Here is a 23412-nt window from a genome sequence, read left to right on the forward strand (position 1 = left end):
ATAGCCTCCTGGAATTCAAGACTGCCGGAAGCAGACCCCAAAACCGCCTCTGGGATAATTCCAATTAATTGCTTTTTGTTCACAGGAAATATAGCAGGTACCGCATTCCAAACAACCTTCATGATTGTGAAAAAGCTCAGCTTCTAACAGCAAGAATAATCCCGCCGGACATAAAAACAGGCACGCTCTGCTTTGACATTTGACGCACTTGCTTTTGTCTATGCTAATATGGGAATTTTTATCTATCTTAAATCTTAGCCGGTTTAATTTTTCCTGAACATTTACCATCCCAGAGCCCTGCCTCCTTCAAACAAGTCCAAAGCAATCTTCAACCAGCTTGCTTTAGAATCTTTGACTTGTGAAGAAAGATTCCCCACCAGCTTTTGTTTTGAGCTTTCACCGTGTGCAAATAATTTTTCCATAGAGCAGCAGATAATTTCCGGATATAGGTTTTGAAAACGACGGTTGTTTAAAATGTCAGTTGCATTTTGAAAATTCTTAAAATCAGTTAAAACATGTTTTTCTTTTAACAAGAGCTCATATTTCGCTAATGTGGAAACGGAATACTCCTTCTTTTTAATAGCTTCTATCGCTGTCTCAGCAGCAGCCTCACCCGAAATCATGGCATAATTTATTCCCTGCAGATAGTATCCGGTTGCCAGAACCATACCTGCCGCATCACCGGCAACCAGCAAACCCGGCGCGAATAACTTGGGAAACATCTTCCATCCACCTTCCGGGATCATGTGAGCAGAATATTCTTTAGCTAAACCGCCTCGCACCAGGGGTCTGACAGAAGGATGACTTTTAAGCTTCTCCAATAATTCATAAGGCCTGATCCTATTTTCCAGCATAGAGGATACTTGCATTATTACGCCAATTGAAAGACTGTCTTCATTGGTATATAAAAAACCGCCTCCGGTCGCTTCTCCGGTTACACTGCCAACAAATTCGTGGGTTACTCCCTCATTGCCGCTCAGTTGAAACCTCTCTTCAATAGTCTGCCTGTCCAGAGCAATGATTTCTTTAATCCCTAAAGATAATTCATTGGCCTTTAATTCACGTTGCAATCCTGCCTCTCTGGCTAAGAAAGAATTCACACCGTCAGCTGCAATAACAATATCGGCATATAGCTCACCCTTGTCCCGACGTGTCCGCACACCTTTAATTACACCGTTTTCTTTGATAAGACCGTCTACAACGGTACCAGAAATGATTAAAGCTCCCGCTTCTTCAGCTTTTAGAGCCAGCCAGCGATCGAACTTGGGCCGTATAACGGTAAAGGCATTATAGGGAGGCAATCCCATATTTTCGCTTTTGAAATCAATAGAAGTTAAGGCATGCTCGGACATAAACCCGAGCACCTTGCGTGTAATATAACGTTCAATCGGCGCATCAAGCCAAAAACCGGGATGCAATCGTTCCAATAACCGCGTGCCGTATAAAGCGGCACCGGAGACATTTTTAGCACCCGGGTATTCACCTCGCTCCAGCACAACAACTCTCATACCGGCCCTGGCTAATACCAGGGCGGCTGTTGTTCCCGCCGGCCCGCCGCCAACTACAATTGCATCAAATTGCTTCACTGGCTTCACTCTCAATCAGCCTTGTTTTTGATAAAGCAAAGGCTTTTATTTTTTCAATCAAAGCTGGCAAAACTTCAAGTACATCTCCCATAACAGCCAAATCCGCTATCTGCATGATTGGTGCCTGGGCGTCCTTGTTAATGGCAACAATATATTTAGAATCCTTAATACCCATGATGTGCTGGACAGCACCGGAAATACCAAAGGCCAGGTATAATTCGGGACTGACCGTTTTTCCGGTCATTCCAATCATGCGTTCAGCCGGCAGCCAGCCTTTGTCCACGGTAGGCCTGGAGCCTCCGACGGTTGCTCCTAAAATCTCTGCCAGCTGCCAAATTAAATGAAATGAGTTTTTATTGCACATACCATGACCACAGGACATAACAAAATCTGACTCAGTTAAATCAATTTCACGAAAATCAGCAGCTACCGTCTCAATATGACGAGGATAACGGTCTCCCGGCAATATCGTTTCAATTTTTATCAATTCTGCATCACGGGCGTCATCCGGGCTTTCCAATCCTCTGATTTTGGGCAGAAAGCCAAGTATCGCAGTTTCATCTATTCCAACTATCCTGCTTGACATAGCTAACCCGTTATACACCAGACCTGTCACTTCAAAGCGATTGTTATCCGTGGGCTTTAATGCCGCACAAGCAGAAAACAAATGAGTTTTTAAGCGGGCGGCCAGCCGCGCAGACAGATCCTTCCCGTTAAAAGTCATTCCGCAAATAATGAATAAAGGTCTGTGCTTTTTTGCCAATTCTGAAATTGTATCCACACAGGCTTTTGCATTATAATGTTCTAATTCTTTATGATCGGCTATGTAGACACGCTCCGCACCATAAGAAGCCAGTGACTTTTCCAGGCCTTCTGTTTTATAGCCAGCTAAAACAGCACACACCTTAATTCCGTCTCTTTGTGCCGCTGTTTTGGCAACACCCAGCAACTCCTTCGTTAAATCAGTCATGTCAGCATGGTTTTGTTCAGCAACAACCCAAATTTCCTGCCCCATTACGGCCTCCTTCTTAAACCCGGCTCATATAAGTTCCTGGCCACTCTGTGTCCCTCTGAAATTGCGGCATCAACACGCCGGGGAGCCAGACAATCGCCTATGCGGTACAATTTTGCCACCCTGCCTTTCAGGGAAAAATACAGATCATCATTGACCCGGTGTGCAGCGGCTAATATTATATTATCAACTTCCTGCCACACTGCCACTTGACCGGAATAATTGTGGATTGCCTGCACAGTGTTGCCGTCAATAGCAATAACCGACACGTTGGGAGTCAAGGCAATACCTTTTTTCCTCGCCCGGCGATACCACAATTCAAGGTCCAGACTACGACCCAAACCTTGCCCCGCATAGAGAGAGGGAGTTAATATCTCCACCTTTTTCCCCCTGTCGGCCAAAAGCTCCGCCGCCCCTGAAGCCTGGTGAAAACCAAGCTGATCCACCATAATGATCCTGCCACCCAAAACCAAATCTTCTGTGAGCAACTGCCAAACAGTAAATACATTTTCCTGATTAAAACCCGGCATGGGAGGACGCTGCGGCAGAGAACCTGTTGCAACTATAACACAATCAGGCTTCTCATTCAGAATGTACTCCGCATCTGCCTCGCTGCCCAGTCTTAAATCCACCCCGCTTGTTTTTAAGTCGTTTAACAGATTCCTAATTACATCTCCAAATTCCGCCCTGTAAGGAAGTTTGGCGGCAAATCTAACCTGACCGCCCGGTTCGGCTTCCTTTTCCAAAAGAATTACCTCATGACCAAGCAAAGCCGCGGTTTTAGCTGCTTCCATACCTGCCGGACCGGCACCGACAACTATAACCCGCTTACTCTTTACAGCAGGTTTCAGGGTACCTGCGCCCCAGAATTTTTCCTTACCAACGGACGGGTTCTGCAAACAGCCTATTTCCCTGTTAAGGCCAACTCTGCCAATGCAATCCTGATTGCAGGAAAGACACATGCGAATGCTTTGAGCTTTTCCGTTAAAGGCTTTATTGGCAAACTCGGGATCGGCTATCTGAGCTCGCACCATACCGATCATATCCGCGTGACCGTCCCGCAAAATTTGCTCGGCCTGTGCCGGGTCTTTAATCCGCCCTACCGCGATAACCGGTATTTTGACGGCTTGTCTGACGGCGGAAGACATGTATACGCTGTAACCGGGCGGCATACACATATTGCCTTCCACCAGGTACAGATTACGTGTTGCGATGCCCACACTGGTATTTATATAATCGAAAAATCCTGTCTCATCAATCCCGCGGGCGATTTCCACCGTATCCGCCAGCGTAAGCCCCCCGTCAACAAATTCGTCTCCGGACAAGCGCAAACCCATGATAAAATCTTTCCCCACCACTTTACGCACAGCCTCCGCAGTTTCACAAAGCAAGCGCATTCTGTTTTCCAGGCTGCCGCCATATTCGTCCCTGCGATGGTTGGTCAGGGGAGACAAAAACTGTCGCAAGATTGACGAGTGAGATCCCTGAAACTCTAAGCCGTCAAACCCACCGGCTTTAACAAACCCGGCTGATTTTGCATAACCCTCGACTAAACTATTAATGTCATATTTATCCATTTCCTTCGGCACTTCTCTGAAAAGAGGATCGGGCAGCGGTGAAGGTGCCCAAACCGGCAGCTTAGTATGCATACTGCAGCCCTGGTTCCCGTTATGGTTAAGCTGGGCAAATATTTTTGTTCCGTAACGGTGAACCAGGCCGGTAACAAAACGATATCTCGGAATCGCCTTTTCTTCAAAAGCATCAATCAGTTTTTCGTAAGCACGATCCGTCGGGTGAACAGACAGTTCCTCCGTGATTATTAATCCGGCCCCGCCTTTAGCCCTCTCAGCGTAATAATACGCCTGCTTTTCACCCGGAAGATTGTTCTCTGTCAAATTCGTCAGATGCGCGGTGAACACTACCCTGTTGGGCATCACTACATTGCCGATTTTTATTGGGGAAAATAAAAGCTGATATTGTTTTGACATATATACGGCTCCTCAGATCGTTAAGCCAATATTTCGGCCTTCTCTTATCGCGGCACCCAAATTGCGCGGAGCCACACAGTCTCCAGCGACCCATACCTGTATCCCCGTTTTCAGCAAACGAAGATAAAGACTCTGGTCGGGATAAGCAGGGATAACCGGCACTATCGTATCAATTTGATTAAACATACGTTTTTCCCGGCTAAACCTGTCAACAGCTTCCAAACAGCTGCCGCTCACCCTGATTACCTCAGTTTGCGGTATAAATTCAATATTCTTTTGAAATGCCTGTTGGTACCAATATAAGAACTCCCCATTTTTAGCCAATTCAGGAGAAACAAACATTTCAGGTGTTATAATGCTGATCTTCTCGACTTCTCCCGCCAGAGACAAAGCCACTCCCGGAGCCTGCCATGCTCCTTCCAAATCTATAATCATAACCCTGGAACCGACTTTCCGGTTGCCTGCCAGCAGTTCTTCCGGTCTTATAAACGTTATGCCTGCACCTACTGCAAAGGGAACCGGAGAAGGCCTGCTCCCTGTGGCTACAACCACAGCGTCAGGAGACTCGGCTGCAATTACACTGTCATCTGCATTGCTGCCCAGATGGATTTCAATTCCTATCTCCCGCACACACCGGTATAAATAATCTATAATACTTTGAAACTTTCCGCAGCCCGGAATTCTTGCAGCCAACTTCAACCGTCCACCCGGTTCAGAATCACGTTCATACAATACTACCCTGTGCCCGCGTCTTGCAGCAGTTATTGCCGCTTCCAGACCGGCAGGCCCGGCACCGGCTACCAAAACTTTTTTAAATCCGGCCGGACTTACAGTGTAAGTTTCTTTTAATTCCTCACCGGCAAACGGGTTAACCGCGCACGACAAAACAGGATTCATAACCGAGTTAACATAACAATCCTGATTGCATAGAATACATGGCCTTATATTAGTTTCATCTTCTTTGGCTCTAGCCGGCAAGTCAGGGTCTGCTATGAGCGCCCTGGTCATCTCTGCTAACTGGACGCCTTCATTTAATAACTTCTCCGCAAGTTTAACACTTACTATACTGCCTGTGGCACAGACCGGTATATCAACAGCCTCAGCAATAAGACAAGCCGGTTGTGCCGCGTAATCTTCAGGATGGCGCATTGAAGCAGACGTCATGTGCAGGCTGTAAATACTGCCTGTTTCTACAGTAAACCAATCAACTAAGCCGCCTTTACATAAATGCCGTGCAATGTCCCGGCAATCTTCAGGATTCAACCCTCCCCAGGGTGCATACTCATCACCGCACAAGCGCAGACCGATTAAAAAATCAGAACCGGTTGCCCGGCGAACCTCCTGCAGTACTTCCCGGCAAAAACGCACTCTGTTTTCCAGTGATCCGCCGTAATCATCGGAACGATAATTTGTTAACGGGGATAAAAACTGGCGCAATAAAGAAAATTGCCCGGCATTTATTTCTATGCCGTCCAAACCGGAGTTTTTCAGTCTCCAAGCCGCATTAACAAACCCCTCAATTACTTCCTTTATATCTTCCCTTTCCATAATCTTAGGCACTTCTCCGGAACTTATTTCAGGCACTGCCGAAGGAGCCCATGTTTCTCTGCGGGATAAGCTGCTGTCCGCCTGACCGCCGGAATGATTCAATTGTGCCACTGCAAGACAACCGTGTTTGTGTACTGCTTCGGCTATTTGCCCGTAGCCATCTGTCACAGCTTTTCGATAAGCAAATATAGCTCTTTCGTAAGGGTAATCCGAAGGATGAATACAGCCTCCTTCTATTATTGTTAATCCAACCCCGCCTTTAGCTCTCCGCTCATAATAATTAACATGTTGTTTAGAGGGTAAGTTTTGAACAGCAAAATTTGTTCTGTGCGGGCCAAATATAATTCGATTGTTTAATATATGCTTGCCTATTTTCAATGGAGAAAATAATTTTGCACAAACTGTCACGCAGCCTTTCCTCCTAAACACATAAACTAATACACGCCGCAAATCCCGTCTATTGATAATTCTTCTATTTGTATTTCTTCAATAATCTCAATATCTTGTTTGCCCTCTTTTTCATCGACGTTTTTAACTGCTTCATTATTATTCTTTTTCATATGGAAATACCCCCTTACATTATTTTCTGTATGGAATGAAGGACAAAATAAAAAACACTCTGGTAAGAGTGTTTTGGAAATAGCTAATCAGAATAAGGAACCAACCATAAGTCGGTTTATATTAATATTACCTTAATCGCTATGACCCTACCGTCCTACCATTCTACATAAAACCATACCTGAATTATATTATAACCGGGCCAATCATTACAACTAAAAAATATAAATATGTGATTAGTTGTTTTTAGTAACTAATTTCATCTTTTATTTTGTAGGACAGTATCTTTAATAATCACAATAACAGAATTTCATGAGATTGAACGAAAGAAAATTAATTGCTTATTCTTCCTCTGTGGTAAAGGACCACTCAATCTCATCATTAGTGTCACTGGAATCTTCAGCTTGGATTACACCGCTATCGATAGTTACAGTATATTCCTCATTATAATCCAGTTCATCATCCAGTTTTATGGTCAGCGTATCATCATCTATCTCTACTGTATTTACATCGATATTGTTACTGATAGTAATAGCATCATATACATTGCTCAAACTGGTTTTTGCTTCAATATCTCTGTTAAATTTCACTTCTAACTCATCAGTATACCGGCTCACATTATCAGCATCATCAGATGGGCTTAAGCTTTCTACCTCCAACTCATTTTGATTATTAACATAAAGATAAGCAACTTCGCCGCTGCTATTTACGAAAATTACTGCGCTATCGCCTTCTGAAATATCATCCCAGTCAGCGCTTTTTTGGTCAAGGTAAATTTTTGTATCATCATTTATCTGATACGTGTTATCATTAATTGTAATGCTGTCACTGTCCATATTGGAAATTGTCCCTTTTTCCACATCATAGCCGGAAGAGCAGTTATAATCTCCCGCCAACCCCGGCAACTCATTTTGATGATTAGAAAATTTCCCGTTAAACTGCTGCTGTGTATTGTATTCTATTAGATTTTGCAGCCTTTCAGTTAACTTATCCTTTAACTCATCCGCTTGCTCATCAGTAATGGTGCCCGCACTAACCGCATTATTAATCGCAGTTGTTTGGGACTCTACAAGTTCTTCCAGCAGTTCATCTTCATCTACACCATTGTCCTCGGCAATTTCTACCAAGGTTTTTCCTCCCTGAAGAGTTTCAATTATACTCTTTTCCTCAACACCCAAAATATCAGCTATTTGCGATAAAATATTTCCTGCTTCAGAATCAAATATTTGACATTTGCGCCCAAGAGCTTCGCCACTCGACTGTTGCTGCATATTGTTCTGCTGCATATCGTTTTGCCGCATTTTGTTTTGCCGCATTTTGTTTTGCCGCATATTGTTTTGCTGCATATTGTTTTGCTGCATGTTCTTCTGCTGCATATCTAAAAAATGCATCATAAACTGAGGCTGCGTCATCTGCGACTGGTTCTGGTTAAGCACTTTTGCTTGAAGACCTGTGGTTTGCAGATAGTTTCCCCGACCGGTATCCGCATTTGCGTTTGAAATATTCATTCCTATTCCAACCGCTAATAAACCTATAGTCATAGTGCTAATAAATAATTTCTTTTTCCACATAGGCTGTTTGCCCCCTTTTTTAATAAATAATTTTTCCAGCCAAGTACAGCTATAACGCTAAAACAAACTCTGGTGCCCCCTTCTTTTATTAAGTTAAGTCCGTATATAAATTATTACAGTTTATTGTGAAGCGGCTGTGAACAGGAAGTGAAATACCAAAGAAGAATGACAATTCCAGAAAATCATTATAAAGAAAAAGATAACGGGAGGTACATATGATACCCCCCGAAATATTATTTGACCTTTTGGAGAATCTTGATAACTTCCTCGGTTTTAAGAACCTTGCCGCAAGAAACTACTTTTCCGTCTACAACGAGGGCGGGTGTTGTCAGTACCCCATAGGCCGCGATCTGTGAAAAATCGGTTACATGGTCGATAACAGTATCCATCCCCAATTGCTCCAGCGCAGCTTTTGTCGCCGCTTCAAGCTGATTGCATTTCGCACAGCCGCTTCCCAGTACCTTAACGATTGCGCCTTGAGTCTTTGCGTTTTCAGCCTTTGCCATGCTTTCAGCGTCACAACTGCCGCCACAGCAACAGCTTGAGGCTTCTTTCTTTTTCTTACCAAAGTTAAACAATGACATAATTAGATTCCTCCCTATACTATCAATGCTATAAGAACATTGAATAGATAACCGACAATTATAATGCCTACAATACAAATACCAATAAATAAAGCCAGCAGTTTAGGTTTTACAGCCTTACGCAGCATGATTATTGACGGCAGGGACAGCGTGGTGACAGCCATCATAAATGACAGAATAACGCCGAGCTGCGCGCCCTTATACCAAAGCGCCTCCGCAACGGGAATGGTACCGAATATGTCGGCGTACATCGGGACACCAATCAATGTTGCCAGTACTACTCCGAAGGGATTTTTACTCCCAAGCGCAGTTGTTACCCATTCCTCGGGAATCCAGTTATGGATGACTGCGCCAATACCTACGCCAAGCAAGATATAAGGGAATACCTTTTTGAAGGTGGAGAGCACCTGTTCCTTGGCATAAATTAAACGATCTTTTTTGGACAGGTCGGGCAATGTTATATCCACACCGCCAGCCGTCAATATAAAACTTTCAATATGCTTTTCCATATGCAGTTTCTCAATGAGCGTGCCACCGGTTACCGCAATGATAAGACCAAGGACAACATAGATAATCGCTATTTTCGCGCCAAAAATGCTCATCAGCAGGAATAGGGAGCCGAGATCTACCATCGGGGAAGATATAAGAAACGAGAAAGTAACGCCCAGCGATAGACCCGCAGATGTGAAACCTATGAACAGAGGAATAGAAGAGCAGGAACAAAAAGGCGTCACCGTACCTAAAAGAGCCGCAACACAGTTAGCCCCAATGCCATGAAAGTGTCCGAGTATTTTTTTGCTGCGTTCCGGAGGAAAGTAGCTTTGTATATAACTGATAAAAAAAATCAGGAAGCACAACAAAACCGTAATTTTGATAACATCATAGATAAAAAACTGAAGGCCTCCGACCCAGCGATTGGCGTTGTCAAGCCCCAAGGCTGACAGCCCTTCGCCGATTAGGCTGTTCAACCACTTCATACCGAGAATCTGACCCTGGAAAAAGTCCCAGATTGCTTTTATTATTTGCATAGCAGATGAAACCCCACTTTCTGTATACGGATATTCATATCAAATATTTTTGATGTATTGTGCTTTTAAAAAGCCATCGTCCGGATGGCTTTTTAATTTTTACAACAATTATCATCTTCAACAACCGTATTCGGCGTTGTCAGCTTCTTAAGCAGATTTACGGCACAAGCGCCACCTTTTTCGCTGATTTTGTAATGCGTCCATTTGCCTTCCTGCCTGCTTTCCACAACACCCGACTCAACCAATATTTTCATGTGATAAGATAGCGCTGACTGTCCCATGTCCATCTGTTCTATCAAAACACAGGCGCATTTTTCGCCGCCGCGCAGCAGTTCAAGTATCCGCAGGCGTTTGTCGTCACAAAACGCCTTGAACACTTTTGCGTGTTCCTCATAAACCGTTGCCAAATTACCACCTCATATCAAAAATATTTGATGTGTCATCATTATATGCGTCAAATCAAATTTTGTCAATATGAAACCAATCGACTCAGAAGGGTGGTGCGGAATATTATTGGGGCAGTTTGAACGATAGTAGAGTAATTTTTAATTATTATTGAACCACAAATCGGCATGGCAATACTGATGAATGGGACGGGGTTACCTAATTTCAATTCCTCATAGGTAGGCTAAAAACCGAGATAGAATTGGCTGAGGAGATAGATGAACTAAATTTCAATTCCTCATAGGTAGGCTAAAAACGTCCGGTGGGGGATTCGTTTTTCTTTACATAGTTTACGATTTCAATTCCTCATAGGTAGGCTAAAAACTTCGCCTTTTAAGGTATTGGCTAGTGGGTGATCTGCATATTTCAATTCCTCATAGGTAGGCTAAAAACATGAAAAGGTTAAGCAGTTTATGCAGTTTTTGGGAAATTTCAATTCCTCATAGGTAGGCTAAAAACTCGTGAAAAAGGATTGTTACCTACATCAGTTATCGAATTTCAATTCCTCATAGGTAGGCTAAAAACCCACCTATTCCTGAATATATTCCACAACCTACCATTAATTTCAATTCCTCATAGATAGGCTAAAAACCTTTTTTAGCCCAGCACCTACGGGCAAAAAACTCAAATTTCAATTCCTCATAGATAGGCTAAAAACGGTTGAAGCAGTTACTAATATTATCAAGCAGTTCAAATTTCAATTCCTCATAGATAGGCTAAAAACCACAATTAGACCAATTTGAGAAGGGACGGGATAGGAATTTCAATTCCTCATAGATAGGCTAAAAACGCTGCTTGCGTAGTTTACTTACCCTGTCCTCTGTCATTTCAATTCCTCATAGATAGGCTAAAAACTACAAGAGCTAAAGCTCGTTTAATAGCTCGTACTGAGGATTTCAATTCCTCATAGATAGGCTAAAAACGTATTTAGGCCAAAGCTTGCTTTTTACTAAATTAGCATTTCAATTCCTCATAGATAGGCTAAAAACAAACTACTTCTTACTTTTTCTGGTGTGTTATCAGAATTTCAATTCCTCATAGATAGGCTAAAAACTAAAGATTGATCACGATGGTGAAGCAATTATAAAGTTATTTCAATTCCTCATAGATAGGCTAAAAACCGCACCGGACGGGAGTATGCGTGCTTATAGGGTGATTTATTTCAATTCCTCATAGATAGGCTAAAAACGGATTTGGGCCTAATAGTGAAGGCACTTATGTTGTACCATATTTCAATTCCTCATAGATAGGCTAAAAACAAAGTTATCGGAATTCTTACCCCCGTATTTAATACAGATTTCAATTCCTCATAGATAGGCTAAAAACCGATAAAGCCCGTGAACGTGGAGAAGAAAAACCTAATTTCAATTCCTCATAGATAGGCTAAAAACGGCGGAGGAGTGTATGTGAGAGTAACGGCCAATGAGTATTTCAATTCCTCATAGATAGGCTAAAAACCCCACTAAAACCTTAGAATACCTGCTTTTTAGTCTACCTTAAATAAGCGTTTAAAACAAGTATTTTACTAAGCATTATCCACAAAAGTCAGATATATTAATACTTAAAGGGCATAAATTAATATCGTCGATCCCCCGGAAAATTCTCACTACCGGGGATCGACGACAATACTCAGCAATGAGTTAAAAAATATTTTCTTCTCCCCCTTTTTTAATACCTAACGTCTCACGCGAGTTGTATCTGGGTAACCTAAACGTATATATAACTACTGAGTCTTCTTTAGTATTTATAATCTTGCTTAATTCAGCTTTTAATTTTATATAATTAGACTCGGTAATATCTCCTTCCAACACAGAATTCTGTACCCAATGCAGATACGCTCTGCATTTTTTTAAAACTTTATTTACCCGCTTAACACCCACATCATAAACTAAAATTACAAACATCAATATCCCTCACAAAACTATTTAATCAGTATATCACCAATTAGCAATAAATGGTTCGTATTTTTTTTCGTCGATTAAATGCTTGGCTAACTTATACAATTCCAGCCTGATTAGCCTACGATAAGAAACATGCCTGCCTAACTCACGATGCTTTATTGTAACTTTCAATTTTTCGTCCATTTGCTGAACAAAGACTTGTTTTGCCTTGTCCTTTAACATTATTCCTTCTGTATTTTTATCAAAGTCCTTTTTAGTTACCATATTCTTACGGATTAAGCTAAAAATAAGCCTATCTATAATAATGGGCTTAAATATCTCCGCTACATCAAGATTTAAACTAAAACGGCGAAAATTTGTTGCATGCAAAAAACCAATTCTAGGATCCAGATGGGTTTTATAAATTTCGCTTAATACCGTAGTATACATCAAAGTGTTACCGAAGCTAACCAGAGTATTCATATAATTCCGGGGTGGTCGGCGACTGCGCTCCTCAAATACAAAGTCCTGATTTTGGGTAATAGTATCAAAACACTTGTAATACTGCTCCCGCATATTACCTTCGAGAGCCATTAACTGGTTAATTGTAATTATTTCCGGCATAGATGTGAAAATTTCTTCAATTCTCTTTAGTCCATCCTCCAAATCACAATCCCGGTTGTTATAGTATTTTAATACCTGTCTGATGTTTTTACCCGCACCTATCACGAATTGACGTGCCAGTTCGAGCCTTTTCTTCTCATCCATATAATATTCAGACTGTTTCAAAATCATATACCCCGAATTAAGGTGCTCCCGGGGATAGAAGGTACCCATATAATAACCGTTATAATTAAAATAGTGCATTAATATTTCTTTTTGAGATAGAAACTCCAGGAGTTTTTTATTAATATCAACTTCCCCGAAAATCATTATTTCCCCGGTATCTTCTACCGGAATATATTTTCTATTTTCTTCCGTTTCAAAATATAACGTGTTCCCTTTTCGCTTCAATTCCCCGCTGGAAAAAATATATATTGTCTTCTCCATTTCTATTCACCCCACCTAAGCCCAACATAATTCCGCATAAGCACAATTCTTGCACAGGCTTTTCTTTTGTGCCGGCGGCGGCACCGGCAGATACATAATCCGCAGGATATCACGCCTGGCCTGCTCAAGATGAGCACGCAGTTTATCGTCCAATACAATTGTTTCCTTACGCTTTTCTTCGGGAAACAGCAATTCACCGCGAGCGGTTATACCTAGGGTTTCCAGTTCACTTAAGTAAAATGCCAGTTGCATCCGGGCACTATCTTTAAACTTAGATGATTTTTTGATTTCCGATATTACAAGATGGCCTTCTTTATTTCTTATAATATCAAACCTGCTGTTTCCCACAGCAATTTCCTTTTTACTCTCCCGAGAATAAGCGTTTTCCCCGATAAACCTGCCTATGTCAATATTGGGGTTATCCTGATCGGGAACAATTTGCCGGCCCATGAACCATACCTCCCTGTGGCAAATATAATAATACCATACCAAGGTTCCGGTAATATGAATTTCTTTATTCTGCATTTTAGTTATTCCTCGCATAATATTAATAATTTAATTTCAGAATATTATAAAATTTTATAAAATAAATGCTTCCCCTGTTTCACTGATAAAACCGGTTTCGTCATCATAATATTCTTTTTTTTGGCCCGGCGGAATCCAATACATTGAGGATTCGACATCTCCCCGTACTCTAAATTCAACAGGTCTGTTCTCCTTTAACCTGGAAACCCTAACTTGAATGATAAAATCACTCACTTTGGCCAGAATTAAACGTAGAATAGCTTTTCTCTCAAAAACACTTAACTTACCGTTACAATTTGGTATAACGCCCTTATCAATAACTTTCGATAAAGCACCTGACTCGCAACTCAAATCATACTCTTTATATCGCAATAATTCCTCATAAGCATTGGCCAATTGAGTAGCTTTCAAACAATCTTCCACAAAAACATCAACAACTTCCCCGGTATTTTGAATCAATTGAAACTCTTTCAACTTTTCAAAGTTTAGCTTCATAATACCTTCTTGCCATAGTTCTTTAGACCTGTCTGATATACCCCTTGCCAAAGCCAAAGTATAATATTCATCCGCCAACCTTCCATACTGGGGCTCCTTAATTTCATCCGCTGCTTGCAGCAATTTCATTGTAGAGTGACGGTGCGTCAATTCATAAACATAATGGTTGTCAGATTCCAACTGAACAATATAAACCGGCAGATACTCTCCCTTTCGCCCTTCCCGGTTGACCCGCCCGGCCGTTTGAATTAATGAGTCAATAGGCGCAAAATCACGAAAAGCCATATCAAAATCCAAATCAACACCGGCTTCAATAGTTTGTGTAGAAACAAGAATTACAGTTTCCTTATTCTCAAGCTTATCCTTTACATTCTTAATAACCTCTCTTCTTTGCCGGGGCATTATATTTGTTGATAGGTAGCAAACGGGAATATTGCATGCCTGATCTTTTAACAGCTTTTTTATTTCGCGATAAACCTCAATGCTTCTCTTTATTGTATTAACAACAATCAATACCGATTTTTTTCCGTCCCACTTTTCCTGAAACAATTCAAGAAAGGCTCCGGTATCCAACCTATTTTTTTTCAATAAAGATACAAATTTGGTTCTTGTCAGTTTTTCAAAATATCCCTCAAAATCAGGCAGTAACGGCACTGCCTTAGCCTTACCGCCTGAAGACCCCAGCAATAAGTTACCGAATTCTAAAATTTTTGGTTGTGTCGCTGTCATTAAGATAAATCTGGTGCCTAAAAATTCGGTCATTTTTTGCAATACCGCCCCTATTAGCGGCATGTAGTATTCCGGAACGGCCTGGGCTTCATCAAGAATAACTATACTGCAGGCCAACTTGTTAAACTTTTTCAGCAAGCGGTTGTTTCCTGTAATGATAGATTGAAATAATTGAACAAAGGTAGTTAAAATAACATCCCCTTCCCAGGACTCCACTTCTAAAAGCGCCTGATCAACAGAAATCTCTTCCCTGGAAGAAGCTTGTACCGAAAAATCTCCGAGCCTGTGATGCACGATCAGCTTTAACTCTTTTCCAAAAACCTGCTCATACTCTTTTTTATTTTGTTCAATGATATTTATGAAAGGAATGGCAGCAATAATGCGGGGCGTATATTTTTCCAATACCTTTATCCGCTCCTGCAAACACAGAGCACACTGCAGAGATGAAAGGGTTTTTCCGATACCCGTGGGGGCAGTTATAGTGAAAAATCCGGTACCTTTAATCTCTTCATCACTCAAGCCTTCTATAATTCCCAGCATGGTCTTACGGGCATTGTTCCTTCGTTCCCATAAAGATACATTTCTTTTATCCTTTAACTGCTCCAACTTTTTGTTTAGATATTTACTCACCTGATCGGATGGACAGCTTTTTACCTCTCCGGGCTTCAATCCACCGGAATCCAGTTTATCCGAATCAATCAGCAGTGAAAATAAATAAATGGCTAAAAAAAACCATCTTTCATCCTCTCCTCTGCCACTGTTAAGATATTGCCCCGTTCGTGCCAGAGATTTACTTTTTATCAATACATCTACCGATAAATATTTTTTGAGTTCCACCCCGGAAATCCGGTCTGATAAACCGGCATCCTGTAAAATCACCGGTAATTTTTCCAGCAAATTATATTCTGCAGCCTGCAGGAGCTTCCATATTTCTTTTTCCCGGGAGATTGAAAATAAACCTTCCAAACTCAGGGTTCCATGATGTTTACGTGAACATAAATAGATAAGAAAAGCGGTTATTTTCTTCTGCCAGTCGTCAGAAAAATCAATCACCCGATCCAGCAAGAAAGAATATACACAGCAGGCGGATATATGAGCATGTTCTTTAAATTTTGATTTTTTATTTTTTGTTAAATAGTCCTGGAAGTAATCTGTATATTTCCCCAAATCGTGAAAATAACCCATCCAATAAGCCAGTTCTTTAACTATGGAAGAAGGTATGTCCTTAAATTGCACACCGGGAGAAACTCGATCCCGCGCCATGGCAGCCACGGAACTCAGGTGCTCCTTTAATGTTTGCTTAATTTCCTTTTCCTGATCATAATGAGCCCAATATGGCACGCAAATTCCCCCCTAAAAGCACCGCAGCAGAATCTTAACAATGAGAATACCACGGTGCCCTTATGTTTTTACTCCATCCACATGATACACTTTCCGTTCTCCAATTGGACATAAGACTCAACCCCGGCGGGTATGGGACTACTGTTTAAATTTATCATCATATTTCCCAGCCCTCTCTCGGTAATATGCCTTTGGGAATCAAATTCCAACGGTATTTCCTCTTTAACCAACCTGTATTCATCGGCACCCATTCGCTCTGTTTGAATGCCAATTAATTTCTTAACCGGTATAACAGAAGCAATGGATAAATCATTACTCTTCTCTTTTTCTACACCCTCGATAATACAACCGTCATCCACCCATCCTAAATTAAATACCGTTCCCAACGCCAGAGAAATACCAAGACTCTTATAACCCCGGCCCTCTAATTGCAAAAGCTTCCCCAACATGTCCATTATTTTATTATCCCGGTGGTGCAGCCAAACCTGATAATCAATTATTCCGGTGCGAATATTCTGAGGAATAATAAGTTCTGTGGCTGTCTGACTGTGATGCTCGGCAGAACCGTTTAAATCTCCGGCTTTTTTTATCATTAATAAATTTAGCTTCTGCATACATTTTTTTACCGGTGCACAGGAAGCCACGGCTACTTTGCACGAGTTAAGAGAAAAAATCTCATAATATTTATCTCTTTCCCACCCCAAAAGACCCGCTACAATGCCAATTAATGTAGTCCTGGGAGGAATGGAATAGGAAAGGGCGGAGGAATTTGCATAATATCTTCTGAAATGGGCCATTTTCCCCCTAAGGTGAAATGAAATAATCTTCATAAGCTACTCCCTCACCGGAATGGGAGACCATAAATCAACCACCTCATATTCCGGCATGTTAACAAATTGCTCGTTTCGGGCAAAGGGATGGCGCCAACCCACAACTTTTTCCACATAACCTTTCTTTTTCATATCCCCCAGGGCATCGGTCAATTTGTTAAAATCAACAGTTAAATTCTCTACCTTTCTAATCGGCTCTTTACCTGTCACATCTAAAAACCTCCGCAAATCTCCCAGATAACCATCAAACTCCGGCTTATAAACTATCTCCAAATAGAACATCGGCTCCTGCCCTTGCTTACTGTCCGTTTGATTACTCATTAAACCCTGCACCAGTGATTTGCGAAGCAATTCCCGGTCATCTTCCGTCATACCTGTCAATTTAGCGCTATATTTATTTATAGTACCGTAATGAGCAACCAGGGCATAATACAGTTTGTGTTTTTTACCAAAGGTGGAATTGTCATCATTCATGATAGAAGTTATAGTGTTGGATTTAACCAACTCCACGGCATGCAAGGAGTAACCCCAGGCAATTTGCACCGGACCGGTATATGTGCGGCTCACTCCTTCAACGGCCATAGCACTCCCGAAAAGACGTATATCAATCAAAGAACGTTTTATAATCTCTGTCAGCAGAATATTGTTAAATTCAATAAAATCCTTTGAGTCTTTATTTTTCTTGGCCTTAATATCTTTTAATTTAGTATGATAAGCATTCTTATAACCGGCCTCATCCTCCTCGAAGACCATATGCCATTTTTCAGACAAGTTTTGGTTTTCAGAAAAAAGCAACTCCATTTCCTTACTGTCTGCCAACCAGGAATCCCTGACATGTTCAAACATTTTATCCATAGGTACCTTTCGGTCAGCCAGTGTATCGACAAAAATGGGATATCCTTTATTTTTCAAAAAATCCCGCACATCTCTTTTTCTTCTACCGTCACTTACCAACACTGTGGAGGTCTCATAATCCATCCTGGGTTTATTTTCTTGATCGGGATCACCATTGCAATTAGTCATGCTGGCCTGAAAAACAAACAAAAAGTCGCTGTTTTGATTTATAACTGCCATTATACATCGCCCTCCTTAACTGATTGGAGTTTCATTATGATCAGATTCTTCAATACTGTCCGCCATTATGTCTTCTTCGCCCTTAGTAATATCCGGAGTCTTTGTTCCCACCAGATAAGCGTACCCTGACATTATGAAAAAGACATTTTCCCGCTCGCCAAGCATCTCTGTATGATTAAAAGAACCATAGTAATGTAAACGGTTTAACACAGCTTCAGCAAAAAGTGAAAACCTATCATACTGCTGCAGTTTTTCCAGCACATCCAGATATAACCGGTAAACTTCTTTGCTTTTCATTCCTTGAAACTGTATTTTCTTTAATACCGGTTTTTTCTTATGCTCCTTTTCTAACTGCGCAATTGCTACACGGTTAATCAATACCCCCAGGTAAAATAATGCTCTTGCTTCTTTATCAAATTTTCTATCATCAAGAAATTTTTCCATTGCTTCGATAGACGAATTAACTTTCTCCGATGCAGTATTAATTTTATCCAAGTGGTTTGCCCCCTCCCCATTAAAATCAAAAACCGGCTTATCCAGAATATTAAGCTGTTGACAGGTCTCAATCAAAACCAGGTAACTCATGATTATTCTTTTAATAAAGAAGTCTTCCCGTCCCCCGGCATAATACCTTAAACCCATATTTTGATAATTGTCAGCTTTATCCTTACTTAACTGGCGCATTCCCTTATCCAGAGCATCGGCAGCGTAGTTAATTAAAGCCGCACTTCTGATCTGCTCGCCTAACAAAAGGGCTTTATACAGAGACAATACATTGCCGATATCCAACTGTTCACCTTTTTTATTCGTTCGCACAGGTATTATTCGGTATATCTGACCAATGGAAAATTCCCTTAATTGATGTTCCATGTCGAATGTTTTTTCTGCCAAAATTCGCATCACTTTAACAAAACGTAAGGTCGGTACATCCTCAATGGTTTCCAAAATGGAAACGGAATTTCCGTCAGTGCGGTAAAACAAAAAATTTAACGAATATAATTGCACCTGATCAAAATCAAGCGCACCTTCCAAATCATCTAACCACTTATTTGCAATATTAGTATTGAAAGCAAGATCCACTCCATTTTTCAACCTGAATAAAAAGTTATAATTAAATGAAGCGGTCAAACCCTCGGGGATAATGAAGACATCTTCACCGGCTATTCTACTGCGGAATTGTTCCGTGATTATTTTTTCACCATGCAATATTTTTTGGTAACAACTTGTACACATCGAATAGATTTGATCATAATTATTGTTTTGCAGGTAGGGGGATGTGTTGATGGTAGTAGTAGTGAATATTTTATTGATTCCTGAACGGCTGAATTTTGCAGAGTAATCACTGGAAACACCGGACTTTTTGCTGCCACAAACATAGCAAACGCGCCCGCCGTCTTTTCCGGTTTGAGGCTCGTCCCCTAAATTATTGGCCTGCCGAACAAGCTCTAAATACTCCGGGTGGGTAGAAAGAATTATTTCCTCACCGTTCTCCAGCTTTACCACAGGAATTACCAGAACATACCGGTTCTTTTTATTATCATCATTAATAAACAACCGGATAACCGCTTCAAAACCATAATTGTGCCCATCGATAGTTAAAGCTTTATTATCAAAGGCTACGTTTAATTTGTCGTTCCCCTTAACTATTGAAAACTCACCCAAATTAACCCTACCATCTCCTTTTTTGGGAGCTAACTGTATTAAGCCGGAGGATTCCATTCTCTTTATGATTGAGGCTAATTCACCGATTGGCATATTGTATTTACCAAGCATTGAGTAGAGATCACTGAGAACAGATGTAAGCAGGTAATTAAGGGATTTCGTCTCGCGAGCAAGATAGTATTGAGATGAGGCCGCCGAGTTATTGCCAAAATAGAAGTACTTATCAACGCAGCTTTCTGAAAGCTCCTTGTTCAGACAAAAGCGTATTTCCCTCGCTTCTAAATCAAAAATTAAAAAAACGGAATAAGCAGTTTCCGTTTCTTTAACTTTTTTTAGCCTTTTAATTAATGAAGTTAATAAATTATGATTTGCATTTTTAAGAGAGTCACCTATGCAGGCGGTAAGTTGGGGCAAGTTCACCAGACATACCTCCTCTTTTAAATTTTTTGTATATAAAAAAATTGTCTTTCGCGTTTCTGTTTAATTTGCCATTGTTGTATTATGAAAGATTTAATATTAGAATGGGAGGCTCTTAAATAACCCGGCCCCTAAAATAAAGGTGGTTAATAAAATGAAATATGTTTATCCTGCTGTATTTACTCTGTTGCCAGATGATGAATATGATACGCATTCCGGATTTACCCTGTTGCATTACATGCGGCAAAAACATGATAGACGCTATCGAAATGGCCGGGAGATGCTGCTTCTATGTGGTTTATGTGATGCATTGCCCTTCACTCACCTAACTCAAACAATTTCCACACAACCAAACCCCTGGCTGTTTTTACTGCCCAAACCGCTGTCTACAGCCATTTGCAACAATTCCCGCGGCCCGGTTACCTGAAGTTTTCCCGAGTAACCCTTAATGATAGTATCTTTATAATTAATAACCGCCAACCTGGACTGTCCTAATACCCTGACTTTTACTTCACCCTCCGGAGCATCTTTTTTATAAAATGCGTTATATTTTTTCCTCAAATTTCTTTCCAGCAATCTCTCAAAATCCGATTCCCCGGGCTGAAAATAACAAGTATACTTTCGCCCGTCCGACCGCAGCAAGGTACTGTATGCTACAACCGGCGATAAAGTTCTAAAGCTGACTTCATTTTCTTTAACAATTACTTTTTTACTCCGCACTTCCATCACCTGCAATTGATTTTTTCCTATCCTTACCTTCCCCTGAATTATAAATTGATTAATCAAGGAATTACAAAATTCAACCATTGGTGATGATATGATTATTTTTACCGGCCCGTTAAAATATATTCTCTGCCCATCCTCCATTATTTGATATTTACCCATTACTCTGGAGAAGGTAAACATTTTAAAAGACCTTTTTTCTTCTATAAAACCGAAATCATGTAAAAACGATGATAATTCATCTCCTATAGTGTCATATATGAGAGACTGAATCATGTAATTATAATGAATAGGAAGATTCAGAGCAGCATCCAGCGATTCTAAATATAAATCTATTTTAATATTCTTTACCTCCCTCGCAGCTTTTGTGACGCTTCATTATCCCAACATTTTTCACAAAACGAATCTTGCTTATAAATTTAATGATTTTTGTTATTATCTTAACCTTTTAATACATATCAACCCATAAGTTAATTTTCAATATAAAATCCTCCTATTACCTTTAGTACTCTTTATTATATTTTTCTACAACAATATACATAATCCTTTGTCCAATTATAATTATTTATTTAAAAATAATATAATTTTGCATATGATTGGTTCTAAATCAAAAATAACTGCCGTATACACTTCAGTGTTTTCAACTATTTTCATCCATTATGACAATTAAATGGTAGCTCCTTCGACTAAATCCTCGCCTGCATACCGGATATTGCCGGATGCTTTTTTATGCACCTCTGTGCGAAATTTTTGCACTATCAATTCCTCCCTGCCCAAGTCTTTTGAACGTGCCCCACCGTCACGTCCGTTCCTGTTTTCCGGGCACGCGAAAAGTGCGCACAAAAAGGCCAACGGATTTGTTTTTCCATTGGCCTCCGGTTTCTTTGTAGAGTTTCCCCTTTGCCGCTCGCGAAGCTTAAGTAGCGGCAATTGCGCCACTGGCGCTTCTGCCGCTACTTTTGGCACACTCAAGGTGTGGGATTGGCTGCAGAATTATGATTATGCAGCCGTCTACTGCACATAATAGATGCTTAGATGGAGGATAAAAATAAAGCGGACCCCAACATATAAGCCAGGTATCCGCTTCACAATCAACTATTTTTCATAGACTCAATAATTTCTTCAACCTCTTCGGCCCCATCCTCATAGAATCTCACTTCATCAGGTGCTAATTCGTAAAGAAGCCTTAAAAATTCACCGGCATGAACCCGCTCCTCATCAGCTATATCTTTTAACACTTCCTGAGCCAGCTTATTATCAGTAGATTCCGCCAACTGCATGTATAACTGGATGGCTTCATACTCAGCAGCTACCATAAATCGGATAGCCCGGACCAATTCATTATCGGTCAGTTTACGCCCCGCTGTAAGGCCGGCAAATGGATTGCCAAAGTCAGGCATTTAAAAAACCTCCTTGTATCTTATTTTGATATAAATTTATAAAACGATGTACTCCAGTCAAACCTCACTTATAAATATGCTCTCGTATGGAAATATCCATAAACCTACATCTCTTCCATGTTAAATGAGTAAAATTTGTGTACTTGTATTTTATTGTAACACCTCCTAAGATACCTGTCCAGCCAAATATGGCACCATTTCAGAAGATGTCCTTTATATTCCTAATAATCATTTATTAGTATTAAAATTAGAAACGTACTTAGCAGTAGATCTGTTAATGGGGTTGTTATTTGAATATAGATATAGTTTAAGATAAATTTATATGATATATACATAAATTCTATATAGAGCCGATAAGGTGAATATTTTTGAAATATCGACTAATAACAAGAATAATAGCTTGAACTCTAAGGTTGTGAGATGAATGCGGCCTTGTTTTGTATGCTAATAAAATAACGGTTGCCAAAGCTTCTATGATATGGCAGAATATAATCAGTAGCAATAAGGAAAGGTGGTTATCATTGAGCAAACTTGATACAAATAGTCACTCAGTCTTCTTACTTACATATCATCTGGTTTTGGTAGTAAAATACCGCAGAAAGGTTATAAACGATACAATAGCAAACCGTATCAAGGAAATTGGTGAGTATATTGCCCCCAAATATAATATTAGCTTCATGGAATACAACCATGACAAAGACCATGTACACATATTGTTCAGGGCTCACCCAAATACGGAAATTTCCAAGTATATCAATGCTTTCAAAAGTGCATCATCCAGACTTATTAAAAAAGAGTTTCCGGAAGTTAAAAAGCAGCTATGGCAAGAATATTTTTGGTCGAAAAGTTTTTGTTTATTAACCACAGGTGGTGAACCTGTCGAAGTAATTAATAAGTACATTGAAACCCAGGGGGAAAAGAGGTGAATTATTTGCAAATTGTCTACCGATTTGAAATTAATTATATT

The 23412-nt window shown here is 40.6% G+C and carries 21 protein-coding genes and 1 CRISPR repeat array; of the genes, 1 reads left to right on the forward strand and 20 read right to left on the reverse strand.

The window, feature by feature from the left end; genetic code table 11:
* Positions 1-15 precede the first annotated feature (15 nt).
* From DTOX_RS20620 to DTOX_RS20710, 20 genes are all read right to left on the reverse strand, one after another.
* On the reverse strand, positions 16-288 hold the full coding sequence (locus DTOX_RS20620; protein WP_015759612.1) for a ferredoxin family protein: 273 nt from the start codon (positions 286-288) through the stop codon (positions 16-18).
* Complete coding sequence (locus DTOX_RS20625; RefSeq protein WP_015759613.1) at positions 282-1586, reverse strand: FAD-dependent oxidoreductase; 1305 nt, start codon at positions 1584-1586, stop codon at positions 282-284. Before DTOX_RS20625 ends, DTOX_RS20620 begins: the two co-directional genes overlap by 7 nt.
* Positions 1573-2601, reverse strand: coding sequence for an electron transfer flavoprotein subunit alpha/FixB family protein (locus tag DTOX_RS20630; protein ID WP_015759614.1), 1029 nt, complete (start codon positions 2599-2601; stop codon positions 1573-1575). Before DTOX_RS20630 ends, DTOX_RS20625 begins: the two co-directional genes overlap by 14 nt.
* A complete protein-coding gene (locus DTOX_RS20635; RefSeq protein WP_015759615.1) occupies positions 2601-4586 on the reverse strand; it encodes a mycofactocin system FadH/OYE family oxidoreductase 2 in 1986 nt (661 codons plus the stop codon). The genes DTOX_RS20630 and DTOX_RS20635 overlap by 1 nt, the downstream gene beginning before the upstream one ends.
* 12 nt (positions 4587-4598) lie before the next feature.
* Positions 4599-6542: a mycofactocin system FadH/OYE family oxidoreductase 2 gene (locus tag DTOX_RS20640; protein WP_015759616.1), complete on the reverse strand. Its 1944-nt coding sequence runs from the start codon at positions 6540-6542 to the stop codon at positions 4599-4601.
* A 26-nt stretch (positions 6543-6568) separates the two neighbouring features.
* Positions 6569-6694 carry a variant-type mycofactocin precursor gene (gene mftA, locus DTOX_RS22605; RefSeq protein WP_015759617.1) on the reverse strand — a complete coding sequence of 42 codons (126 nt, stop codon included), beginning with the start codon at positions 6692-6694 and terminating at the stop codon, positions 6569-6571.
* Positions 6695-7033: 339 nt separating this feature from the next.
* Positions 7034-8263 carry an Ig-like domain-containing domain gene (locus DTOX_RS21820; protein WP_015759618.1) on the reverse strand — a complete coding sequence of 410 codons (1230 nt, stop codon included), beginning with the start codon at positions 8261-8263 and terminating at the stop codon, positions 7034-7036.
* A gap of 233 nt (positions 8264-8496) precedes the next feature.
* Positions 8497-8847, reverse strand: a complete 351-nt coding sequence (locus DTOX_RS20650; protein ID WP_015759619.1) for a thioredoxin family protein — start codon at positions 8845-8847, stop codon at positions 8497-8499.
* Positions 8848-8861: 14 nt separating this feature from the next.
* A complete protein-coding gene (locus DTOX_RS20655) occupies positions 8862-9875 on the reverse strand; it encodes a permease (RefSeq protein ID WP_015759620.1) in 1014 nt (337 codons plus the stop codon).
* A gap of 92 nt (positions 9876-9967) precedes the next feature.
* Positions 9968-10282, reverse strand: coding sequence for an ArsR/SmtB family transcription factor (locus DTOX_RS20660; RefSeq protein WP_015759621.1), 315 nt, complete (start codon positions 10280-10282; stop codon positions 9968-9970).
* A 199-nt stretch (positions 10283-10481) separates the two neighbouring features.
* Positions 10482-11777: a CRISPR direct-repeat array (repeat unit 30 nt; unit sequence ATTTCAATTCCTCATAGATAGGCTAAAAAC).
* 182 nt (positions 11778-11959) lie between these two features.
* Complete coding sequence (gene cas2, locus DTOX_RS20665; protein ID WP_015759622.1) at positions 11960-12223, reverse strand: CRISPR-associated endonuclease Cas2; 264 nt, start codon at positions 12221-12223, stop codon at positions 11960-11962.
* Positions 12224-12256: 33 nt separating this feature from the next.
* Positions 12257-13249 carry a type I-B CRISPR-associated endonuclease Cas1b gene (gene cas1b, locus DTOX_RS20670; RefSeq protein ID WP_015759623.1) on the reverse strand — a complete coding sequence of 331 codons (993 nt, stop codon included), beginning with the start codon at positions 13247-13249 and terminating at the stop codon, positions 12257-12259.
* Between the two features lie 15 nt (positions 13250-13264).
* Positions 13265-13774: a CRISPR-associated protein Cas4 gene (cas4, locus tag DTOX_RS20675; RefSeq protein WP_015759624.1), complete on the reverse strand. Its 510-nt coding sequence runs from the start codon at positions 13772-13774 to the stop codon at positions 13265-13267.
* Between the two features lie 54 nt (positions 13775-13828).
* Positions 13829-16339 (reverse strand): CRISPR-associated helicase/endonuclease Cas3, encoded by a 2511-nt coding sequence (locus DTOX_RS20680; RefSeq protein ID WP_015759625.1) that lies wholly within the window; start codon positions 16337-16339, stop codon positions 13829-13831.
* Positions 16340-16407: 68 nt separating this feature from the next.
* Positions 16408-17169 carry a CRISPR-associated protein Cas5 gene (gene cas5, locus DTOX_RS20685; protein ID WP_015759626.1) on the reverse strand — a complete coding sequence of 254 codons (762 nt, stop codon included), beginning with the start codon at positions 17167-17169 and terminating at the stop codon, positions 16408-16410.
* A gap of 3 nt (positions 17170-17172) precedes the next feature.
* Positions 17173-18243, reverse strand: coding sequence for a CRISPR-associated protein (locus DTOX_RS20690; RefSeq protein ID WP_015759627.1), 1071 nt, complete (start codon positions 18241-18243; stop codon positions 17173-17175).
* A gap of 15 nt (positions 18244-18258) precedes the next feature.
* Positions 18259-20325: a TM1802 family CRISPR-associated protein gene (locus tag DTOX_RS20695; protein WP_015759628.1), complete on the reverse strand. Its 2067-nt coding sequence runs from the start codon at positions 20323-20325 to the stop codon at positions 18259-18261.
* A gap of 327 nt (positions 20326-20652) precedes the next feature.
* Complete coding sequence (gene cas6, locus DTOX_RS20700; RefSeq protein WP_015759629.1) at positions 20653-21387, reverse strand: CRISPR-associated endoribonuclease Cas6; 735 nt, start codon at positions 21385-21387, stop codon at positions 20653-20655.
* Between the two features lie 324 nt (positions 21388-21711).
* A complete protein-coding gene (locus tag DTOX_RS20705) occupies positions 21712-21984 on the reverse strand; it encodes a hypothetical protein (protein WP_015759630.1) in 273 nt (90 codons plus the stop codon).
* A gap of 152 nt (positions 21985-22136) precedes the next feature.
* Positions 22137-22445 (reverse strand): ferritin family protein, encoded by a 309-nt coding sequence (locus tag DTOX_RS20710; protein WP_015759631.1) that lies wholly within the window; start codon positions 22443-22445, stop codon positions 22137-22139.
* A gap of 473 nt (positions 22446-22918) precedes the next feature.
* Between DTOX_RS20710 and tnpA the strand changes: the two genes are divergently transcribed.
* Positions 22919-23371 carry an IS200/IS605 family transposase gene (gene tnpA / locus DTOX_RS20715; protein WP_157863154.1) on the forward strand — a complete coding sequence of 151 codons (453 nt, stop codon included), beginning with the start codon at positions 22919-22921 and terminating at the stop codon, positions 23369-23371.
* Positions 23372-23412: the final 41 nt, after the last annotated feature.

The sequence above is a fragment of the Desulfofarcimen acetoxidans DSM 771 genome (assembly GCF_000024205.1).
GTDB lineage: Bacteria > Bacillota > Desulfotomaculia > Desulfotomaculales > Desulfofarciminaceae > Desulfofarcimen > Desulfofarcimen acetoxidans.